Raw genomic sequence first — 22049 nt, forward strand, 5'->3', positions numbered from 1 at the left:
GGCCAACTCAGCTTGCCCCCCACATTGGATTTCAGTGTGCTTGAACCTTGTGATCCAACGCGGCGTAAAAATTGGCGCTTTGTTGCAGGTATTTCTGGGTGTAGGCGCTGGTGCTCGATGGCTTGCCGGCGACTTCCACACTGGCCGCAGCCGGCAGTGCAACAGTGGCCGATACGGCGGAAGCAGCGATAACAGAGAAGAGATTGAAGTTCATGGCGGTAACCCTTGTGTTCGTTTGGTTGAGTGGCCGGGAAGGCCTTGGAACCAAACTTACGCTCCGAGGGTTACGCCTTAGAAATGCTTTGAAACAGTAGCCGCTATCACTGCAATTAATACAAAGGCTCAGGCCCCGCACGGCGGGGCCTGTGGCTTATTGACGCAGCAGGAACTTGAGGTCGCTGGGCGCATCGATCGGCATTTTTTGCACGGTTTTACCCAGCAGGCCGGTGTTGGGGTCACGTTCGACCACTACGATTTCGTTGCTTTTCTGGTTGGCGATCAGCAAAAACCTGCCGCTGGGGTCGAGGCTGAATTCGCGCGGGTGGTCGCCCTCCACCGAGCGCTGCTGCACTTGCTTGAGGTGCGCGGTGGCCGGGTCAATGCTGAACACGAGGATATGGTTGGCCGTGCCACGGTTGCTTACATACAGGAACTTGCCATCGCTGGAGGCGTGCAGCGCGGCGCCGGCTTTGTCCGACACCGGTTGCCCGGCCGCATAGTCCACCAACTGGGTTTGGGTCAATGTGCCGTCGTGGTAATCGAACACCGCGACCTGGGCACTCATCTCGGTGGTCAGCCAGGCATGCTTGCCATCGGCGCTGAACAGCAGGTGGCGCGGGCCACTGCCCGGCGGCAATTGCACCGAGGCCGGGGCGGCCGCGGTCAACGGCTGCTCGTGGCTGGCCTTGGGGTCGTAACGGTAGACAAAGACCTTGTCGGCCCCCAGGTCCTGCACAAACACGTACTTGCCGTCCGGCGACGACACGACCGAATGCACATGGTTGGACGCCTGGCGTTCAGGGTTCACGCGGCTGGCCGGGTGCCCGCTCAGTTGCACCGGCGGCGACAGTTTGCCGGTGGTGTCCACCGGCAGGATCGCCAGGCTGCCGCCCGGATCTTCCTGCACCGAATAGTTGGCGACGAACAGGTAACGCCCGTCAGCGGCGACGCTGGAATGGGTGGGCTCGTTGCCCAGGCTCTGCACCTGATTGATCAGGGTCAGTTGGTGGCTCTGTGGGTCGATGCGGTAGCTGCTGACGCGGCCGACGGCGTCTTTCTGCCCTGGGCCGTTCTCGTTGACCACAAACAGGTGCTTCTGGTCCTTGGAGACCGTGAGCCACGAAGGGTTGGCCGCCTTGGCCGCCAATACCGGCTTGCCCTGCAACCGGCCGGTACGGCTGTCGAACTGCACACGGTAAATGCCTTCGCTGGTGCCGGCGGTGTAGCTGCCCACCAACAGTTCATAGGTGTCGGCGGGTGCGGCCTGTACCGACATCGCACCCACACTGCCCGCCATCAGCAGGGGCCAGAATTTACGCATCATCATCGGCTTCGTCCTCGTCGTTATTGTTGTCGCCTTTGACAGCCTGCAGGCAAGCCAGGTGATGCTCACCGTCGTCATTGCTCAAGCGCCAGCGCTGCAAGGACTCATCAAAGGTCGCGGCCTTCAGTTGTTCTGGACTGAACGTCCAACGCTTGAGTTCCCGACCGTCCATGCTTTCGATGCGCAAAGCTTCCTCGAAGGTGAAATCAAAGGCGTGCAGTCCGTCGATGATCAGCATATCGCTGTCTTTCAGGGCGGTGGTCAGGTCAAGGGCATTCATCACAAGTCGATCATCTTAAAAAGAAAGGCCGCCATGATAGGCGAGTTTCGCCCACACACCCACCGCTACCGTGAGCCTTGAGGTAACCCGATACCCCTTCTCCCCCTCTGGAACGGCGTTAAGTAATCGCGCATCGCTGCGATGCTCGATTATTCATTCCGGAGAACACTACATGCCGTCCCCCTCGCCCAGCGTGGCCAACACTGTCAGCGCGATGTTCGCCGACTGCCCCAGTTTCGAATCCGTTGTACAAAATCTACTGGCGAAGACCATCGCCGAGCAGTACCCCGACCTGAACCTGAACCTGGACCAGGTCCGACTGGCCAGCCCTGCCCCCACTGCCGGTTGGACCCATCAACTGCTCATGCCCCGCGTGCTCGACTACCTGGCGACGGGCGCCGTACTGGGCATTGGCGAGGTGGACTCGCGCGCGCCGTTTCTTACAGAACAGCCGCCGACCCGCTTGAGAACCCGCGCAGGCGCTGCACTGGATATGCAGCGCATCGACACCCTGATCAAAGAGCTGCCCTGGTCGGTCCCGATCGCCCTGCAAAACGCGCTGACCGACTACTGGAACAACACCGACGACCCGGCCCACAGCCGCTGGCGCCAGATCAGCGACCTGCTGGCGCAAACCCTGCAAATCGCCACCCTGAAACAACCGGGCCTGAGCGACGTGGAGCGCGAGACGCTGCAACAGATCATCGACTGCGCTGACTACGATCAACGCCAGGCGCAAAACGGCCCGACGCAGACCTATGTGTACGCCCTGGAAACCCGTCTTGACCAACAGGAGGCGTTGCTGAGCCCAGACCTGCTGCTGGTGCGCACCGTGCAGACCCGGATCATCGTTCTGCTGTGCCGGCCCGATGGCATGATCAAGTCGTTCGCCTCGATTGACGCGTTCGGTCAATATTGGGGCGCACACATTGCCGATCAGTACCGTTTCGATACGCTGACCTGGACGCGCTACGAGGTGCAAGGCAATGTGTTCGACCAACAGGCGGCGCTGATCCTCAACCAACAATTGAGCAACCTGCAAGCCCTGCGCCTGCCCTGCACGCTGGGACGAGCCACCCTGCAAGCGCTGTTTCGCGAACTCAGTGACCCCGCACGCTACTTTACCGACACCCCCCAGGTCGACCCGCTGCTGGCGAACCTGGGGCGCACGCAACTGCCGGCCTGGCTGCAAAACGCCTCGCCCACTCAACAACAGGCCTACCGCCAATACAGCCTGGGGTTGGCCGGCAGCAAAATCCTCAACAAAGGCCAGACGTTTCTCAGCGGCATTAGCGATATTCGCCGCTACACCGTCGGCGTGCTGTGCAAGGCCCTTGAGGCTGAACAGCAACGCGCCCTGAGCGGCGACGAGCAGCCCTCGCTCCCAGCCAGCTATGACCCCGATAACGTGCTGCTCACCTTCACCAAATACGCGGGCTACCCCGGCGCGCCCGGCATTGCCGATGCGAGGCAGATGAGCCTGACTGAACTGGCCATCACCAATCTGGCCGGGCGCCCCGGCGGGACCCTCACGTTGAAACACCGTGATGGCCTGACGCTGCCGAGCTGGTTGACGGCAGACTTCATCACGCGCACCGACGGCCTGATCGAAAGCGTCGACATCGGCCAACGCTACCCCGACGCTCTGAAACAACAGCTGCTGGGCGACGCCCCGCCCGTGGAAGCGCGTACGCGCCTGTTTGCCGAGCAACTGCGCTATCAATTGCCCCTGCAAGCACTGGAAACACACCTCAAGCAAGAAGGCGGGATCACCGCCACCGGCGCCCGCTACGTCGCCGCGTTGGTACAACCCGGGGCCGATGCGCGCAAGGTGGACGATCAAGCCGTGGCCATTCGCTGCCTGGCGTTGCTGCGCAAAGCTGAAGCGGTACCGGACATCGTCGCGAACATGTTCATCATCGAACCCCTGGACAACACGCAAGGCCCTCACCTGCTTTACCGCCCGCTGTACGCCGAGCCGCTGCTCGAATTCGCCACGCGCCAAGCGTTGCTCACTGCCATCGCGCAGCCGGGGGCGTTGCAAACCAGCGTGCTGACCTGGCTGTCCGACAAGGCCCGCCCGATCTACGACAACGGCGGTTTCCAGGAGCCGCATTACGTACGTTTCGGCCAGGGCGACGAGTTCGCCCCGCTTGAAACCCCGGCGCCGGCGCAACTGGCCAATGACGGCGCCAGCCACGAACTGCTGCAATACCTGCTCAACGGGCAATTGATGCAGTACCTGTATGGCAGCAACGCCAGGGCGCTGGTCGGCCAGGCCAGCCATGAATCGGTGTCCACCCGCAGCAGCCGCTGGTCCGCGCTGATGGAAGCCGGCGGCGTGGTGTTCAATACGCTGTTGCTACCGCTGCTGCGCGGGCCGGCGTTACTCACCGCCTGGTTGATGACGCTGACCGCCAGCTTCGAGCGGGACGTGCCCGCGCTCAACAGCGCGGATCCGGTCACGCGGGAATTGGCCGCCGCCGACGTGGTGCTGAACATGGCAATCGTACTGGGTGAGCTGGCCCCAACGGCGACAGCCGCCGCGCCATTGCCAACCGAGGTCACGGAGGGCGCACTGCGTCTGCCCGCACCGCGCCGCTTGCCGGAGCAGTGGCCGCAACCCAAGGCAGCCGCGATCACCGAAGGGGTGGTGGTCATGGCCGGCCAGTTCCCAGGCGAGCGGCGCACAGCCTTGGATATGGGTTTCGCCGGCGCACACCGGCGACTCTCGGCATTGCAGCAGGCGCGCCTGTTGCGCCTCAAGGTGCCGCGCCCGGCGGCGTTGCCGCAGCCGGTTGTTTATGGTCCGCGTAAAGGGCTGTACGTGATCCACAAAGAATGGCACGTGTTGATTGAGCAGAACCTGTACCGGCTCAGATTGCTGGACGACGACAGCGTGGTGATCGTCGACCCGTTCGACACCACTCGCCAAGGGCCCTATGTACGCGCGGATGCTCAGGGCCGCTGGTCGGTGGACCTCAACCTGCGCCTGCGCGGCGGCATGCCGCTCAAGCGCGTGGCAGCGGAGCGCGAGCGCAAGGCCAAGCGGAAACTGCAACTGACCGACCAGTACAACGACTTCGTGGCCCAACAGGTCGCGCTGCAGCAGGCGCTGGATGTGTCCCAAAGCGTCATGGAAAAATCCGAGCAGGACCCACGCTTCACCGCGTTGCAACGCGCCAGCCAACGGCGCAAGTTCGAGACCGCCCTGGAAAATCAGACCCGCGTGTTCCAACAGCTGCTCGATACCCAGGACGAACGGGTGCAACACGGCATTCCCTTGCCCGCGGATACCCTGCTGGTGCTGATGGAAAACACCATCAACAACGCGCGCAAAGCCGTGGTGATCGCGGAAAAAGACCGAGCGCAGCTTTACGCCGATAACCGCAGCTTCACCACGGGCGGGCTGCAACTGCGGCAAATCATCCGCAATCAATACGCCCGCTACCTGGCATTCATCAATGAGCTGATCGGGATCAATGAGCGCAGCATCCGCAACCTTGAACTCAAGGACCGGCAACTGGCGGCCCTGTATAACCTCGGCGAGGACGGCGTTAAAACCTACGAACGCCTGACAGCGGACCGGCCGGAAGATGAAATCAGCGCGCTGGGGGTGACCAAGCTGCAACTGCTGAGCCTGCGCGTGCTGAGCATCAAGGAGGTGGAACTGGACCTGATGGAAGGTCTGAACGCAATCATCGAGCCGTTGAATGTGCAGGTTCGCTCCCACTCCGAACTCAAGCTCACCGAACTGAGCCCGGTTGAACTGCGCGAAGCCCTGGAGAGCCTGGTCGAGCATTACGGGCAGGCACTGGACGGCCTACAGGGGTTGCGCGAAGTCAACGGCGAAGAGCTGGAAACCGAGCACTTCAATAAGATGTTCACGCTGGTCGAAAAACTCTACGAGGACGCCAGCCAACAATTGGCCAGTGAAGTCAAACCCGACCCCAAACCCCGTCGGCGCCCACCCAAACGCCCCAAAGTCAGAACCGGGCGGGCTTCCAAAAAACTCATCAGGACGCGCAGCGGCGGTGTGGTGATCGGTGACCTCACACCCGCCGCCACCAGCCAGTCGGTCGACCTGGTCGAGGTGCGCTCGGAGGACGATAACCAGCTCATCGCCACCTACTCACGCCGTGAAGCCGAGATCTGGGACGAAGTGCGCGTGGTACGCAAGCCGGACCCGCTGCCGTCCCGACCGATCAACGAGCTGCGGGGTAAAGCGCGCAAGCTGTTCAGCCAATTGGACGGCCACCTGAGCGGTGCCGAGCGCTATAAAAAACTCTGCCGTCACCCACAGGAAATCCAGGAACTGCTCAGCAACGAAGCCTCGCGCCTGGACAAACTCGCGACCGAACTGGACACCGCGATCCAGGCGCAGCCCAGCGCGTCCAGGCTGGCGGCGGACCAGGGCCTGGTTGAGCAGATGCGCGAAGGTGTCGCGCGACTCCTGCGCAAGGGGCATGAGCTGCGTATCGCGTTGAGCCTGGAACTGCCCCCCACCAATGGCAACCTGCAGTTTCTGGTCGATCAAAACCTGGTGCAGGTCGCGGCGCTCGGCGAGCGCATCGCGATGACCGGTGCGCGTAAAGACTTCATCCAGGAATATGCGATCAATGACCGCGAGGGCTACCCGCTGTGGTACGCACACTTTCACTACAGCACCGCGCAAACGCCCAAAGCCGATTACAGCGTGGCGCACCTTAAAACCAAAGAGCAACGCCGTCAGAGTTATTACGCCTTGCTGGAGAAAGCGCAAAGCTCACAGGCGGTGGTAGACATTCATCGCGGCATGCTCGGTAAACCACTGGCCGAACGCTGGTTTTTACCGTTGGCCCACTGAAGGCGAACAGCGGTAGCCGGCTAACACCTGGGTGGTCCAGCGGGCCTTAACGTACACAGGCATCCCTTCTCTCTCGTAAAGGAATACCTGTGACTGACAACCCTGTGAAATCCGCCGTTGAAGCCCAATTTGCCACGCGCCCCAGCTTACGCTCGGTGGTCGAGCGCCTGCTGGCCGACAACCTCAAGGAGAAATACCCACCGTTGACGTTGCCCGTCACGTCGCTGCGCCTGGCGCTGCCCCGTGACGGCGGCGGGCGTGGCCTGACACCGCTGCTCAGCGCCGCGCTGGACTACCTCGCCACGCAACGCCTGCCTGACCTGGCGTCACACAGCGGCCTCGATGCCTACCTGAGTGACGCCACCGGCACCCGCCTCACCTTCGAGTCCAACGGGCCACGCAGCTACGACCTGACGGTGATCAGCGCGCTCATCCGCGAACTGCCGCTGATCCTGGCGGTGGGTTTTCAAGACGCCTTGACCGCCTACTGGAACCAACCCAGCGACGCAGACGGCAGCCGCTGGCAGTGGTTGGCCGCTGTGTTGCAGGGCCGGCTGCGCACCTCGGCGATCCGCCAAACAGGCAGCGATGCCCACGCACTGCAACGCCTTATACACCTGGCCGACTACCCCGCGCGGGAAACCCGCAACCGGCACACCGGCCCGCTGGCTTCGCTGCATGCCTACAGCGTGGAGACCCGGCTGGCGCATGGCGACACCCGCGTGACGCTGCAATCGAGCGATATTGTGCTGGTCGACGGCGAGCAGGTGTGGCTGTGCAGCCTGCAAGGCCGGATCGACAGCTTCGCCAGCCTGGACGCCTTCGGCGAAGCCTGGGGCCGGCGCATGGCGCAGCAGTACGTCGCCGACAGCCTGACCTGGCACCTGTACGAGCCCGACGGCAATATTTTTGAAGTGCAGGCCGCGCTGATCCTCAACGAACACCTGGACAACCTCGCGGCCATCGACTTGAGCGTCGTCACGCCCCTTAACGAGCTTGAGCAGGTGTTCCATAGCCTCACCGACCCCGCCGCACAACTTGACCCTCCAGCCGACACGCCGCCCCAGTCCCTGGCAACCCTGCGTACCGCCCTGCCCGGCTGGTTGCAGCACGCATCGGCCGGCGCGCGCTTTGCCTACCGCCAATGCCTGCTTGAACAAGCCAGCGCCCGGCGCGTGCATGCGGGTAAAACCTGGCTGGACGGCCTGCACAGTATCCGCAGCTATGCCACGCAACATCTGAACAACCAGCTGTGCCTGGCGCGCAATGCCTGGCTGACGGGCCAGCGCACCTGCGAATCCGGCGTCTCGATTTACCAGGCCGACAACCTGCAACTGAGCTTCGCCGTGCCGGTAGGTAGCCTCGGCAGCGGCTACATCGAGCCCGTGCGCATGAGCCTGGTGGACCTGGCCTTGAACAACCTGTCGGGCAAGCCCCAAGGCCGCATGACCGTGCGCAGTACCGACGGCCAGGCGATTGAAGCGTGGTTGACGCCGGACGTGGTGGCGCAACTGGTGCAACGGGTCGACGTCGGCCGCAATTACCCCAACTATATTCGCCGCGAACTGCTGGGCGACACCGACGCGGCACAGCAGCGTAAACGCCTGTTCATCGCCCAGCGCCCGCTTCAACTGAAAAGCCAGGCGCTGGAACACGCGACAAAGCGCGAAGCGGGTTTGACCCCCAAAGGCTTCGAGTATGCCGCCGCCGTGGTCGGCGCCAGCCACGCCGAGCGATATGTCGATGACAACGAGATCGTCATGCGCCCGCTGGCCTTTGCGCGTAAACCCGGCGCCACGGCGGACGTGGTGCAACACATGTTCATCATCGAGCCCCGTAACGGGCTGTCCGGGCCGCACCTGCTGTATCGCCCGGCCTATGCCCAAGCGTTGATGGAGTTCAGCAGCCGCGAGCAGTTGCTGGCGGCCATCGTGCAACCGGGCGAGTTGCAGGACAGTGTGCTGGCCTGGCTGGCCGACAGCGCACGCGCCATTTACAGCAACGGCGGCTTCACGCAACCGCATTACGTGCGCATCGGCGGCATCGGCGCGGAATTCGACCCGCTGCCCGCCGTGCCGAAACCGGCAAAACTGGCCGACCCCTTCGATGAAAGCAACGACGAAATCCTGCAGTCGCTGACCAATGGCCAATTGATGGAATACCTGTTTACTAGCGAGGCGCGCCAATTGCTGGAGCAGGCTGACCGCGAGTCGACCTCCAATGCCGAAAGCCGCTGGAAGCTGATCCTGGAAGGCGCGCAGTTGGGCTTCAACACCTTGTTGATGTTGGTACGCGGGCCCTTGGCGGCAGCGGGCTGGCTGTTGCAACTGGCGCAGGGCCTGGCCCAGGATCTGCCGGCCTTGGCCAGCAATGACCCGATCGCCCGGGAACTGGCCTGGGTCGACTTGCTGCTGAACACCGCAATGGTGCTGGTCCATCAGGTCACCTCCACCTCTGCATCGCCGCGCCCGATCATCGATGAGCACGCTCACCAACGGGCCCTTGCCCGGCTGCCGTTGAGACGCACGCCAGGCGAAGCCTCCCCAGCCCTGCCGACGGTCAAACGCGGGGCCTTCGGCCTGCCCGCCGAACCACCGGGCGGCGGTCATACGCTGCTCGATTTTGACCGTTCGCTGGCCAGCGATGCAGCAGCGGCGCGCTTGTTGGAAAAGCTGCTTGAAGTCAAGGTCGCCTGGCCCACACCTGTGCCGGAGCCCGTCAGCCTGGGCGCGCTCAAGGGCCTGTACAAAATTGACGGGCATTGGCATGCCTCGGTGGGCGGCCTGCTCTTTCAGGTCAACGTGGTTCCGGGGTTTGGCGAGGTGTTCATCGTTCATCCGCAAAAACCCGCGCATCCAGGGATCAAACTCAAGACCGACGGGCGCGGCCACTGGACCTTGGATCGCGGCCTCAAACTCGAAGGCGGCGGGCCGAAACGCATCGCCGCCCTACGCGAGGCAAACCGGCGCAAGACCCAGGAACTGGTGGATCGCATGCAAGCGTTGAGCCTTGAAATAACGCCCAGGATGCACACCTACCTCGAGTCCCAGGCGCGCATGAACAGCGCCTATAAGGCCCTGAAAAAACAAGCCGACACACTGCGCCTGGTGTGGACGCTGCTGCAAAACGCCAGCGAGGCACAGCAGCCGGCCTTGCAGGCGCGACACCTGCGCGAGATGCAGGACTACGCCAAGCGCCGGGCCCACTACGACATTCTGCTCGACGCCCTGCAAACCCAATTCGACCAATCACTGCCCTCACGCCTGGAACTGGTTCAGGTCGGCCAATCCCTGGAAAAAGTCGCAGGCGCCGCCGGCAACGTGCAAGACCGGGCCAAAGTGCTGAAGACCATCGGCGAACAACAGATGGCCCTGCACTTCTATCAGGTCGAGTGGGCGCGCAACCTGCAAATGACCGATCGCGGCGAATCCATGCTGGCCCTGAGCGAACGCATGGTGATCGACAACCTGTGGGGCGATAACACCGCGTTTGAGCAATACGTGGCTCAATCGATCAGCCTGGCGGACGCCATCGAGCGTATGGCCGAGTCCACGCGCAAGATAGAAACCACCCTGGATCAACTGGAGCAGGACTCAGCCGCGGGTCGCGCCATGCGTCAGCAACTGCTCGCACAAATCACCAACCCTCAGGAGTTTTTCCCTGACAGCTTGAAGCTGCGGGCGTTGATCCCCCTCATCAAGGCCAGCGTTGAGATCGGCAGAATGCTGCCGGCGCAGGAGGCCTTTTATGTCGAGCGCCTGAAGCCCGGTGCCTTGATCCAGGCGCTGTTTTCACACATCGAAGTGCGCAGCAGCGCGGACTACCCACTGGAAGACCAGCGCGGCGTGTACGAGACCGTCCTCGACAACTACCGCGAATACGAAAGTGCGATCCAGGCGCTTAAACTCATCAACCCCAACCGCCTCAAACCCGCCAGCGCGCGGTTGCTTGAAGGTCTTCACTACGCACGCACCTTGGCGCAAAACGAGCTGGAAGCGGTGGTGCGCAAACAGGAACAGCTGGAGGTGCAACTGCCGCTGTCCAAAACCCTGCGGCCCAAGGCAGCCACCAAGCGCGTGTTCAAAACCGCCGGCAAGCAATACCTCATCGGCGAACTCCAGCCGGCCGATGCTCAGGTCAAAGTCGAACGCTACACCATCAGCGATGCACTCTCCGGCACCACCGTCACCACGTTCGAACAGCGCCCGGACGGCTGGACCGACGTGCGCGAACCGCAACCTACCGCCGCGCCGCCGGTTGCACCGGCCCGCGAGTTGGCCACGCTCAAAACCCTCGGACAGGCGTTGATCAACGGGCGCGCCGCGATCGAACGCGTCATTGCGGCCCAACAACAAGCCCTCGAATCACCGAGTACCCGGCAAACCGTCAACCCCGGCGACTGGGATGCCCTGCTCAATAGCCAGGCCGCCCAACTCACGGCGCTCGCCGATGAAGTGGCGCGCGAGCATCTGGACAAACCCACGGCCAACGACCTGATCGATGACTTCAAGGCCAATGCCAGGGACATGCAGCGCATGGCGCAACGGGTATGCAGCGCGGCCTACAAACGGCAATGGCCGACGCAGGAGAGCCTGGATTATTTATGGCGCCAGGGTGAGATCGACATCAACCTGACAAGCCCGGCCGACCCGCAACGGCCCACCCTCAGTGGAGATTTTTTCACCGAGTACGCGGTGTATGACAAAACCCCCAAACCGCCGACGGTGCTGTGGTATGCGCATTTCCACTACGCCACCGCCGACGCGGCGCCGGCGGACTACACGCGGGCGCATCTGAAACTGGCCGAGCAGCGCAAATACACGCAGAAGGATCTGCTCAAAGCTCACGTACAGGCGGCGTTGCCGGGCACCGAGCCGGTGCGCCAGATTCTTTACGTGCTGATCACGCCCCCCGTGGACCAGTTGTTCCTGGCGATTGCGCCACGCAGCGGCCCGCGCTGATCGCGGCGCCAAACAAAACGCCCGACGGTCAAGGTCGGGCGTTGCATTTCAACGGCGTCGCGGCCGCGTCAGTGGGCAAACAACGAATTGCCCTTCTGGCCCGCGAGTTTCTCGGGTTTGATCAGGAACCGCGCCAGTGCCGGCAGCAGCCACAGCGCGCCGAACATGTTCCACAACAGCATGAAGGTCAGCATCAGGCCCATGTCGGCCTGGAACTTGATCGCCGAGAAGATCCAGGTGCACACGCCGATGGCCAGGCACAGGCCGGTGAACAGCACGGCTTTACCGGTGGACTTGAGCGTCTGGTAATAGGCTTCCTGCAACGGCAGGCCCGCACGCAAAAAGCTTTCCAGGCGGCTGTAGATGTAGATGCCGTAGTCCACGCCGATGCCCACGCCCAACGCCACCACCGGCAAGGTCGCGACCTTGACGCCGATGCCCATGAACGCCATCAGCGCGTTGCCCAGCACCGAGGTCAGCACCAACGGCAGCACGATGCACAGGGTCGCGGCCCAGGAGCGGAAGGTGATCATGCACATGGTCGCCACGCACAGATACACCAGAATCAGAATGGTCAGCTCCGACTCTTTGATCACTTCATTGGTGGCCGCTTCGATGCCGGCATTACCGGCGGCGAGGATGAATTCCAGGCCGTCCTTGTTGTTCTCCCTGGCGAACGCCTGCACCGCATGCACCGCGCGGTCGAGGGTTTCGGCCTTGTGGTCGTTGAGGAACACCAGCACCGGCGCCAGCGAGCAATTGTTGTTGTACAGGCCATCGGCACGCGCGATGGAGTTGTTCAACACATCCGGGTTGCGCGACAGGGTTTCCCATTTCAGGTTGCCTTCGTTCATGCCCTTGATCATCTGCTTGGACACCGTCACCAGCGAGATCGCCGACTGCACGCCCTCGGTGTTCTGCATCTTCCACATCAACTGGTCGATGGGCGCCATGGCTTCATAGCGCGAGCAGCCTTCGGCCTTGGTCTTGACCATCACCACCAGCACGTCGGAGCTGGTGGAGTAGTTGCTGATGATGAAGTTGTTGTCTTTGTTGTAACGCGAGTCCGGGCGCAGTTCCGGTGCGCCTTGGTCGAGGTCGCCGATCTTCAGGTTCTGGCTGTACCAGAGGCCGCCGCCAAAGGCGACCAGCGCCAGCAGGATCGAAACCGGTGCCACTTTGGCGCTGGCGAACCTGGACAGCAGGCGCCAGAACGGATGGTCACGGTGCGCGTCCTTTTTGCTCCTGGCAATGGCGCGGTGGCTGATGCCGGCATAGGAAATCGCCACCGGCAGCAGGATCAGGTTGGTAAACACGATCACCGCCACGCCGATGGACGCGCCGATGGCCAGTTCGCGGATCACGCCGATGTCGATGATCAGCAGGGTAATGAAGCCCACCGCATCCGCCAGGATCGCGATCATCCCCGGCAGGAACAGTTGCCGGAAGGTGCGCCGTGCGGCGGTGAGTGCGTTGTCTGCCTCGCTCGATTGCAGGGCGATGCCGTTGATCTTCTGCACGCCGTGAGAAATACCGATGGCGAAGATCAAAAACGGCACCAGCATCGAGTACGGGTCGAGCCCGAAGCCGAAGAAATGCATCAGCCCGAGTTGCCAGACCACCGCCACCAGCGTTGTGCTCAACACCGCGACGGTGCTGCGCAGGCAGTTGGTAAACCACAGCAACAGCACCAGGGTGATGACAAACGCGATGCCGAAGAACAACACCACCATCACCAGGCCGTCGATCAGGTCGCCGACCTTCTTGGCGAAGCCGACGATGTGGATCTTGACGTTGGGGTTCTGCGCTTCGAACTTGTCGCGGATCTTGTCTTCGAGCTCATGGGAGAACTTGCGGTAGTCCAGGGCCAGCAACTTGCCCTGGTCCTGCGGGTCCGGGTAGGCCTCCAGCAGCGGAATGTCGACGATGCTCGACTTGAAATCGTTGGCCACCAGGCGCCCGACCTGGCCGGACTTGAGTACGTTGTTGCGCAGTTGGTCGAGGCTTTGCGGCGAGCCGTTGTAGCTTTGCGGGATGACTTCGCCGCCGGCAAAACCTTCTTCGGTCACTTCGGTCCAGCGTACGCTGGGGCTCCACAGCGACTTGAGGCCCGAGCGGTCGACGCCGGAGATGTAGAACACCTCGTCGTTGATCTGGCGCAGGGTCTCCATGTAGTCCTTGGTAAAGATGTCGCCGTCCTTGGCCTCCACCGAAATGCGCACCGTGTTGCCCAGGTTGGCCAGGTCGTTGCGGTGTTCCATCATCTTTTCGATGAAGGGGTGCTTGAGGGGGATCATCTTTTCAAAGCTGGTGGAGGGGCGAATCAGGGTTGCCTGCCAGAACAGGAACACGCTCACCAGCACGCAGATCGCGATGACTGCCGGGCGGTTGTTGAAGATCAGGCGCTCAAGAAAGGTCGCTTTATCGTTGTGATGACTGCTCATTCTTTGCCCGCCTTCTTATTGTTTTGTCGGTTCAGCGCCGGCTGGCGTGGCCACACGAACGCCACCCTGCCCGACCAGAATCAAGTTGCCGTTGCCGGCTGCCGTGACCGCCGACAGTGAAATACGGTCCGGGCGATTGAACACGCTGAACGTTTGGCCGTCATCGTGGCTGACCACCACGCTGCCGCCGTTGCCGACCACCACGATGGAGCCATCGTCCAGCAAGGTCGCGCCCGACAGGCCGAACTCCAGGGCACCGCGCGCGGCGTTCAATGGGACCTGCTCCCAGGTGCCGCCGAAATCGGCGGACCGGTACAGGTTGCCACGCAGGCCATAGGCCAACAGTGTCTGCGCTTGCGCGGTGCCGATGACGCCAAACAGCGAGCCCTCGTAGGGGCCTTCGAGCTTTTCCCAGGTCTGGCCGTCGTCGCTGGAGCGGAACATGCTGCCCTGCTCGCCGACGATAAACAGGCCGGCGTCCTTGATGGAGGCGATGGCGTTGAGGTGATATTGGTCTTCGTTGTCGAGGCGGTCGCTGACGTCGGCCCAGGTCTTGCCGCCGTCGGTGGTTTCGATCAGCGCACCGTAGGCGCCTACGGCCAGGCCGTGATTGGCGTCGTTGAACCACACATCGAGCAACGGCGCTTCGCGCTTGAGGTCCTGGTATTGCTGGGTCCAGGTGGCGCCGCCGTCAGTGCTGGCGAGGACTTGCGCATCGTGGCCCACGGCCCAGCCGTGTTGGTCATCGACAAAAAACACAGCGGTGAGCAACTGCCGGGTCGGCACTTTGGCCTGGGCCCACGTGGCGCCCTGGTCATCGGAATAGAGGATATGCCCGCGATCACCGACCGCCACCAGGCGCTTGCCGGCCTGCACCACGTCGATCATCAGGCCTTTGGCGGCCTTGGGGGATTCAATCGCAAACACTGCGCCGGCCGGGGTATCGCCGGCGGCGTGGACGGCGGTCGGCAACGCGACGGCTCCAAACAGCGAGAGCGCTGTGACCAGCAACGCGACCTTGCGTGCGGCGCGTGGGCGGCAAACAACCCAACCCATGACAGGCTCACTCATAGACCTTTCTCCCATTTATTATTGTTAGGTCTTGTCTTTGCTTGCCTTGCCGGGCGCTGAAACCTGCAATCTAGAGCGCCTGAACGAAGCAGGGGCCATCCTATCGGGCTTTGGAATCGTCTGACAATCAGCGCTACGTTATCTTTTGTTAACTGGCGGCTTTTGGCCATGTGGTGAATATAGCTGCATTCGCCAGGCTGATTGTCGGCGGGGGAATGAATTTTTATTCCATCTATTGAATTCAGGGAATTTTTATTCCATTAATGCACGCTCTGAAAACAATAATCCAAAGGACCACGGCAATGCGTGAACTCGGAATCGGCTTGATCGGCACAGGCTTCATGGGCCGAGCCCATGCCTTGGCATTCAACAACGCGCGGGCGGTCTTTGAACTGCCGGTACACCTCAAACTGGCCGCGCTTGCCGATGCCGACACCGAACGCGCCCAACGCTGCGCCACCGCCTGGGGCTTTGCCCGGGCCCATGGCGACTGGCAAGCGCTGATCGACGACCCCAAGGTCGATGTGGTGGCCATCACCACGCCCAATCACCTGCACTACCCCATGGCCATGGCCGCGATAGCTGCCGGCAAAGCGGTGTATTGCGAAAAACCCCTGGCCGTGAGCCTCGAACAGGCCGACGCCATGCGCCGCGCCGCGACCGCCGCCGGCGTGGTGACACGGGTGGGTTACAACTACCAGCACAACCCCATGATCACGTTGGCGCGGCAGCTGATTGCCGATGGCGAGCTGGGCGACATCATCAGCTTCCAGGGCGAGTTCAGCGAAGACTTTATGGCCGACCCGGCCTCACCCTGGTCATGGCGCTGTGAAGTGGCGCACGCCGGCGGTGCGTTGGCGGACCTGGGCAGCCACTTGCTGTCGATGGCGCGTTATCTGGTGGGCGACGTGGTCAGCGTGTGCGCCGATACCCACACCGTGCACGCCCAGCGCCCGGCCACAAAAGGCAGCCACGACCTCAAGGCCATTGCCGTGGACGACCAAGTGCATGCGCTGCTGCGTTTCGCCAACGGCGCGCGCGGCACCGTGAGCAGCAGTTGGCTCAAGCACGGCTACAAAAACCACCTGAGTTTTGAGATCAGCGGGACCAAAGGCACGTTGGCCTTCGATCAGGAATGCTTGAATGAACTGCGCCTGTACCGTCTCGGCCAGGACGGTTTCCAGCGCGTGCTGGCCGGCCCCGCCCTGCCCGGTTACGCCGCGTTCAGCCCAGCGGCGGGGCATCAGTTGGGCTACAACGAACTCAAGACACTGGAGGTGCAGGAACTGATCATGGCGCTGGCGGGCCAAGGCGCGGATGGCACTGACTTTGAGGCGGCATGGGAAGTGGAGCGGCTGGCGACGGCCATTCGCGTGGCGGCCCAGGAAGAACGCTGGGTCAAGGTGAACTCGGTCTGAAACACAGCGCAAACCCCCTGTGAGAGGGGGCTTGCTCCCGATGGGGGAGTGTCAGTTGATGAATCTGTTGCTGACCCACTGCCATCGGGAGCAAGCCCCCTCCCACATTTGGATCACCTGCATGCGGTTACATCAGCGCAAGGCTCGGCGCAGTACTTTGCCCACGGTGGTCTTGGGCAATTCTGTGGTGCGAAACTCCACATACTTGGGCACCTTGTAGCCGGTGAGGTATTCCCGGCAGTGGGCGAGGATCTGCTCCTGGGTCAGGTTCGGGTCTTTGCGCACCACGATGATCTTCACCTTCTCCCCCGTCACGCCATCCTCCACCCCAATCGCCGCCACTTCGCCTACACCGGGGTGCAACGCCACCACGTCTTCGATTTCATTGGGGTACACGTTGAAGCCCGAGACCAGGATCATGTCTTTCTTGCGGTCCACCAGGCGGATGTACCCACGCGCGTCCATCACGCCAATGTCGCCGGTCGACAACCACCCCTCGGCATCCAACACTTCGGCGGTGGCCTCCGGGCGTTGCCAGTAGCCTTGCATCACCTGCGGGCCGCGCACTTGCAGTTCGCCCTGCTCGCCAATGTCGGCCAGCTCGCCGTCTTCACGCATAAACCGCACCCAGGTCGACGGCAGCGGCACGCCGATGCTGCCGGTGAAGTCCATCTCGCGCATGCGTGAGATATCGATAGGGCTGATGCTCACCACCGGCGAGCACTCAGTGAGGCCATAGCCTTCGATGATCGGCAGCCCGGTGACCTCCTTCCAGCGCTTGGCCACCGCTGTGTGGGTGGCCATGCCGCCGGCGATCACCATGCGCAGGTCGGAAAAATCCCGCGCACAGAACGCTTTGTTCTCAAGCAAACCGTTGAACAAGGTATTGACCCCGGCAATGCCGTTGAAGCGCTCCTTGCGCAGGATCATCTGCACCCGTTTCACGTCCCGGGGGTTGGCGATCAGGATGTTGCGCCCGCCCAGGCACATGAACATCAGGCAATTCACTGTCAGCGAAAAGATGTGGTACAGCGGCAGCAAAGTGACGTTGGTTTCCTGCTTGCCCTGGTCCAGTTGATCGCCGACCCAGGCCTTGGCTTGCAGCAGGTTGGCGATGATATTGCGGTGGCTGAGCATCACGCCCTTGGCGTCGCCCGTGGTGCCGCCGGTGTACTGCAGGAAGGCCAGGTCATCGAGGGCCAGGCTCACCGGCAGGTGATTGAGCGCCCGCCCCTGCTTCAAGGTGTGGTTGAAGCGCACTGAACCCGGCAGATTGAACGCCGGCACCTGCTTTTGCACCCGGCGCAGGATGAAGTTCATCGCCGCGCCCTTGAAGGCGCCGAGCAAATCGCCGATGGCCGCCACCACCACGCGCTTGACGCTGCTGCCGACGATGACTTTTCCCAGGGTATGGGCGAAGTTTTCGAAGATCACGACGGTTTCGGCGCCGCTGTCCTTGAGCAGGTGCTTGAGCTCATGGGCGGTGTACAGCGGGTTGACGTTAACCACCACCGCGCCGGCCAGGATCGTGCCCAACAGGCAGATCGGGTATTGCAGGCAGTTGGGCATCATCAACGCCACGCGGTCACCCGGCTTGACGCCCTGGCCCTGCAGCCAGGCAGCGAACGCGATGCCATGGACCTGCCAATCGGCGTAGGTCATTTCGGTGCCGATACTGACGTAGGCCACGCGCTCGCGGAATTTCTCCAGGTGTTCCAGGAACACTTCGCGCAACGAGGGGTAATCCTCGATAGCCGCATCGATGTCTGCCGGGACGCCGGGCAGGTAAGCGTTCAACCAGACCCGTTCGGTGTGTTCCAGGCTGATAGCGTTCATGGCAGTCTCCTTGTTGTTGTTTTTGGGTTGGCGCTATTTTTCGACGATGGCGGTAATGCCCAGCCCGCCCGCCGCGCAGATCGAGATCAACCCGCGCCCCCCACCGTTTTCATGGATGATCTTGGCCAGCGCCGCCAATTGCCGGCCACCGGTGGCGGCGAACGGATGGCCGCAGCCGAGCGAGCCACCGTTGACGTTCATTTTGGCGCGGTCAATGCTGCCCAGCGGTGCATCCAGGCCCAGGCGCTCGCGGCAGTAATCGGCGTCTTCCCAGGCCTTGAGGGTACACAGCACCTGGGCGGCGAAGGCCTCATGTATCTCGAAGAAATCAAAGTCGGCAAAGCTCAGGCCCTCGCGCTTGAGCATGCGCGGCACGGCGTAGGCCGGGGCCATCAGCAGGCCTTCGCTGCCATCGACGAAATTCACCGCCGCCGTCTCGCCGGTACGCAGGTAGGCCAGCACCGGCCAACCATTGGCGGCCGCCCATTCCTCACTGGCCAGCAGCACCACCGAGGCGCCGTCGGTGAGCGGCGTGGAATTGCCCGCCGTCAGGGTGCCGTTCTGCCGGTCGTAGGCGGGTGCCAACCCGGCGAGTTTTTCCAGGCTGGCATCGGCGCGCAGGTTGTTGTCGCGAGCCAGGCCACGATGGGGGCTGATCAAGTCGTCGAAAAACCCGCGTTTGTAGGCGGCGTCCAGGCGCTGATGGCTGGTGAGGGTCAGTTCATCCTGAGCCAGGCGCTTGATCTGCCAGCGCTGGGCCATGGCTTCGCAGTGCTCGCCCATGGACAAGCCGGTGCGCGGCTCACCGTTGCGCGGTAACAGTGGCTTGAACAACATCGACGGACGCACCTTGAGCAACGCCTTCAGTTTGTCGCCCATGCCCTTGGCGCGATTGGCCGCGAGCAAGGTGTGGCGCAGGGATTCGTTGATGCCGATCGGCGCATCCGAGGTGGTGTCGGCGCCCCCGGCGATGCCCACGTCGATCTGGCCCAGGGCGATTTTATTCGCCACCAGCAACGCCGCTTCAAGGCCGGTGCCACAGGCCTGTTGCACATCGTAGGCCGGGGTATCAGGCGACAGCGTGGTCGACAGCAGCGATTCGCGTGCCAGGTTGAAGTCCCGTGAATGCTTGATCACCGCGCCGGCGGCAAACTCACCCAGGCGCTGGCCGTGCAGGTTGTAGCGATCCACCAGGCCTTGCAGCGCGGCCACCAGCAGATCCTGGTTGCTGTCGTGGGCATAGACGGTATTGGAGCGCGCAAAGGGGATGCGGTTGCCGCCGATAATCGCCACGCGGCGGGTCGCGGTCGGATTGAAGCTGTAGTCACTCATTTAACGCTCTCTTTCCAAATGAACAGCCCACGCATATGGGGTTTGTCGCCAGCAAAATTACGCACCTCGAACTCACGGCGCGGGCCGCTCGCGGGGTGGTTCCACAGGGCGACCTGGCCGGGCAGGAAGATCGGCATCTTGAAGTCGCAATGGGCCTCGGCCTGGTCCAGCCCACCCGGCGGTTGCTGGGCGGCAAGGGCGCGGCCCAGGGTCCACATGCCGTGGGCGATGGCACGGCGAAAGCCAAAGATCTTCGCGCCGATCACTGAAGTGTGAATCGGGTTGAAATCCCCGCAGACGTGGGCAAAACGCCGGCCCAGATCGGCCGGCAACACCCAACGCTGGGTGCGTAGCAGGCCGTCTTCCTGCAACGCCAACCCATCGTCCCAGGGCTCGCCGATGGGGTCTTTGACGTCGCGGCGCAGGTACAGGCTGTCGCTCTCCCACACCAGGGCGCCCGCGCCATAGGCCCGGGTGGCAATGCTTAACGCCTGGCCCTTGGGATGGGCGACCCAGCGTGCGCAATACACCTCCAGGCGCAGCACCTGGCCCGCCTGCAAGCGCTGGTGCTGACGAATACGGTTGGCCAGGTGCACCATGCCGCTGGCCGGGTACGGAAAGCTCGGGCGCGTGAGCAACATCAGGTGCAGCGCGAACGCCAGCACATGCGGATACGACAGCGGCACGCCCTGCTCGGGCCGGAAACCGCAGGCACGCCCATAGGCGGCGATGTCGGCCGCGTGCAGCTCCACCGCCGGGCGCACCAGGCGCTCCTTGGGCAGCGCCGGCATGCCGTCGGGCTTGGGCTTGCGCAGCGCGCGCGCGCCGTCCAGCAGCAGGCGCGTGCGTGAGGGTGGCGGGTCAATAATCTGCGTTACGTAGTCCATGAGGTCAGGCTCCCAACAGGCTTTGGCCGCACACCCGCACCACCTGGCCATTGACCCCGCCCGAGGCCGGGTGCGCGAGCCAGGCGATGGTTTCGGCCACATCGATCGGCTGGCCGCCCTGGCTCATCGAGTTCATGCGCCGCCCCGCTTCGCGGATCATCAGCGGGATCTTCGCGGTCATCTGGGTCTCGATAAACCCCGGCGCCACGGCGTTGACCGTGACCTGTTGCACCGCTGCGCGCGGCGCCAGGCCCTGCACCAGGCCGATCACACCGGCCTTGGAGGTGGCGTAATTGCTTTGCCCGAGGTTGCCGGCAATAGCGGAAATCGACGACACGCACACGATGCGCCCGCCGGGGTTCACGCCCTGGTTTTGCAGCAGTGCATGGCTCAGTTGCAATGGCGCCTCCAGGTTGACCGCCAGCACACTGCGCCAGGCCGCTTCGGGCATTTTGGCGATGGTCTTGTCGCGGGTGATGCCAGCGTTGTGCACCACCACATCGAACGCACCGTATTGGCTGACATGGGCCAGCAACCGTTCAGCGGCATCCGCTGCGGTGATATCCAGCGGCAGCGCCGAACCGCCGACGCTGGCGGCAGCCTGTTGCAGGGCGTCCTGGGCCTGGGGCACATCCACACACACCACATGGGCACCGTCGCGCGCCAATACCTGGGCGATGGCCAGGCCGATGCCACGGGACGCACCGGTGACCAACGCACGCCGACCCGCGAAGGGGGCGTCCCAGTTGACGGCGTAGTGGTCGTCCACGGTTTTATCCACGCGCACCACTTGCCCCGACACGTAGGCCGAGCGGCGCGACAGGAAGAAACGCAGGCTGCTCTGCAACGCGTCTTCGCCACCTGGCGCTACATAAAGCAACTGCACGGTGATCGCCCGGCGCAGTTCCTTGGCCAGCGAGCGCACCAAGCCTTCAAGGGCGCGTTGGGCGATGGCCTGGGCCAGGTCCTGGCAGTGTTCCGGCGCGGTGCCGAGTACCACCACGCGGGCGTGCTGGCCGAGGCGTTTGGCGTTGGCGTGGAAGAACCCATAGAGCTCGTCCAGCTGTTGCACGTCGCGGATGCCCGTGGCATCAAACACGGCGCCCTGCACCTTGACCGTGGACGGCGCCTGCAGCGTCGCCGGGGTGGCGGCCACTGTGTCGGTGGCGCTGAAGACACGCTGCACCTGATCAACCAGGCGCCCTGCCCCGGCGATGATCACCGGGTTGGCCAAGGCTGGCTGGCCGCTGCGATAACGCTGCAACGGCAAGGGTTGCGGCAAGCCGATAGCCTGGGCCAGGCGATGGCCCCAGGGGGAATTGACGAATGAAAGGTAGTTGTCACTCATAAACACAAATCCTGCCTTGTAAACCCAGTCAAATGTGGGAGGGGGCTTGCTCCCGATGGCGGTGGGTCAGCTACCCATCAGTT

General features: G+C 63.0%; 12 protein-coding genes. 3 read left to right on the plus strand and 9 right to left on the minus strand.

Annotation, left to right across the window (positions count from 1 at the left end; translation table 11 throughout):
* Positions 1-31: 31 nt before the first annotated feature.
* The 3 genes from AB4O23_RS19990 to AB4O23_RS20000 form a co-directional block, all read right to left on the minus strand.
* Positions 32-214, minus strand: a complete 183-nt coding sequence (locus tag AB4O23_RS19990) for a hypothetical protein (protein ID WP_065878413.1) — start codon at positions 212-214, stop codon at positions 32-34.
* Positions 215-370: 156 nt separating this feature from the next.
* Positions 371-1546 (minus strand): lactonase family protein, encoded by a 1176-nt coding sequence (locus AB4O23_RS19995; RefSeq protein ID WP_065878411.1) that lies wholly within the window; start codon positions 1544-1546, stop codon positions 371-373.
* Positions 1533-1823: a DUF5629 family protein gene (locus AB4O23_RS20000; protein WP_017527940.1), complete on the minus strand. Its 291-nt coding sequence runs from the start codon at positions 1821-1823 to the stop codon at positions 1533-1535. Before AB4O23_RS20000 ends, AB4O23_RS19995 begins: the two co-directional genes overlap by 14 nt.
* 172 nt (positions 1824-1995) lie before the next feature.
* Between AB4O23_RS20000 and AB4O23_RS20005 the strand changes: the two genes are divergently transcribed.
* Together AB4O23_RS20005 and AB4O23_RS20010 are read left to right on the plus strand one after the other, a co-directional pair.
* Complete coding sequence (locus AB4O23_RS20005; RefSeq protein ID WP_460084542.1) at positions 1996-6669, plus strand: hypothetical protein; 4674 nt, start codon at positions 1996-1998, stop codon at positions 6667-6669.
* Positions 6670-6758: 89 nt separating this feature from the next.
* Positions 6759-11630: a coiled-coil domain-containing protein gene (locus AB4O23_RS20010; protein WP_068934797.1), complete on the plus strand. Its 4872-nt coding sequence runs from the start codon at positions 6759-6761 to the stop codon at positions 11628-11630.
* A gap of 68 nt (positions 11631-11698) precedes the next feature.
* Here AB4O23_RS20010 and AB4O23_RS20015 read toward each other — a convergent pair whose 3' ends face one another.
* Together AB4O23_RS20015 and AB4O23_RS20020 are read right to left on the minus strand one after the other, a co-directional pair.
* Positions 11699-14074: an efflux RND transporter permease subunit gene (locus AB4O23_RS20015; protein WP_017527943.1), complete on the minus strand. Its 2376-nt coding sequence runs from the start codon at positions 14072-14074 to the stop codon at positions 11699-11701.
* 15 nt (positions 14075-14089) lie between these two features.
* Positions 14090-15130, minus strand: coding sequence for a WD40/YVTN/BNR-like repeat-containing protein (locus AB4O23_RS20020; RefSeq protein WP_065878401.1), 1041 nt, complete (start codon positions 15128-15130; stop codon positions 14090-14092).
* A gap of 317 nt (positions 15131-15447) precedes the next feature.
* Between AB4O23_RS20020 and AB4O23_RS20025 the strand changes: the two genes are divergently transcribed.
* Positions 15448-16563, plus strand: coding sequence for a Gfo/Idh/MocA family protein (locus AB4O23_RS20025; RefSeq protein ID WP_065878400.1), 1116 nt, complete (start codon positions 15448-15450; stop codon positions 16561-16563).
* Positions 16564-16695: 132 nt separating this feature from the next.
* Here the strand turns inward: AB4O23_RS20025 and AB4O23_RS20030 are convergent, their stop codons facing one another.
* The 4 genes from AB4O23_RS20030 to AB4O23_RS20045 are packed head-to-tail and all read right to left on the minus strand — an operon-like array spanning position 16696 to position 21966.
* Positions 16696-18399, minus strand: coding sequence for an AMP-binding protein (locus AB4O23_RS20030; protein ID WP_065878398.1), 1704 nt, complete (start codon positions 18397-18399; stop codon positions 16696-16698).
* A gap of 33 nt (positions 18400-18432) precedes the next feature.
* The gene (locus tag AB4O23_RS20035; RefSeq protein ID WP_217856422.1) at positions 18433-19731 is read right to left on the minus strand and encodes an acetyl-CoA C-acetyltransferase; all 1299 of its coding nucleotides are present in this window, start codon (positions 19729-19731) and stop codon (positions 18433-18435) included.
* The gene (locus AB4O23_RS20040) at positions 19728-20618 is read right to left on the minus strand and encodes a MaoC/PaaZ C-terminal domain-containing protein (protein ID WP_460060338.1); all 891 of its coding nucleotides are present in this window, start codon (positions 20616-20618) and stop codon (positions 19728-19730) included. The genes AB4O23_RS20035 and AB4O23_RS20040 overlap by 4 nt, the downstream gene beginning before the upstream one ends.
* 4 nt (positions 20619-20622) lie before the next feature.
* On the minus strand, positions 20623-21966 hold the full coding sequence (locus AB4O23_RS20045; RefSeq protein ID WP_116079568.1) for a 3-oxoacyl-ACP reductase: 1344 nt from the start codon (positions 21964-21966) through the stop codon (positions 20623-20625).
* Between the last annotated feature and the right edge of the window lie 83 nt (positions 21967-22049).

Source organism: Pseudomonas sp. H2_A10, assembly GCF_054680085.1.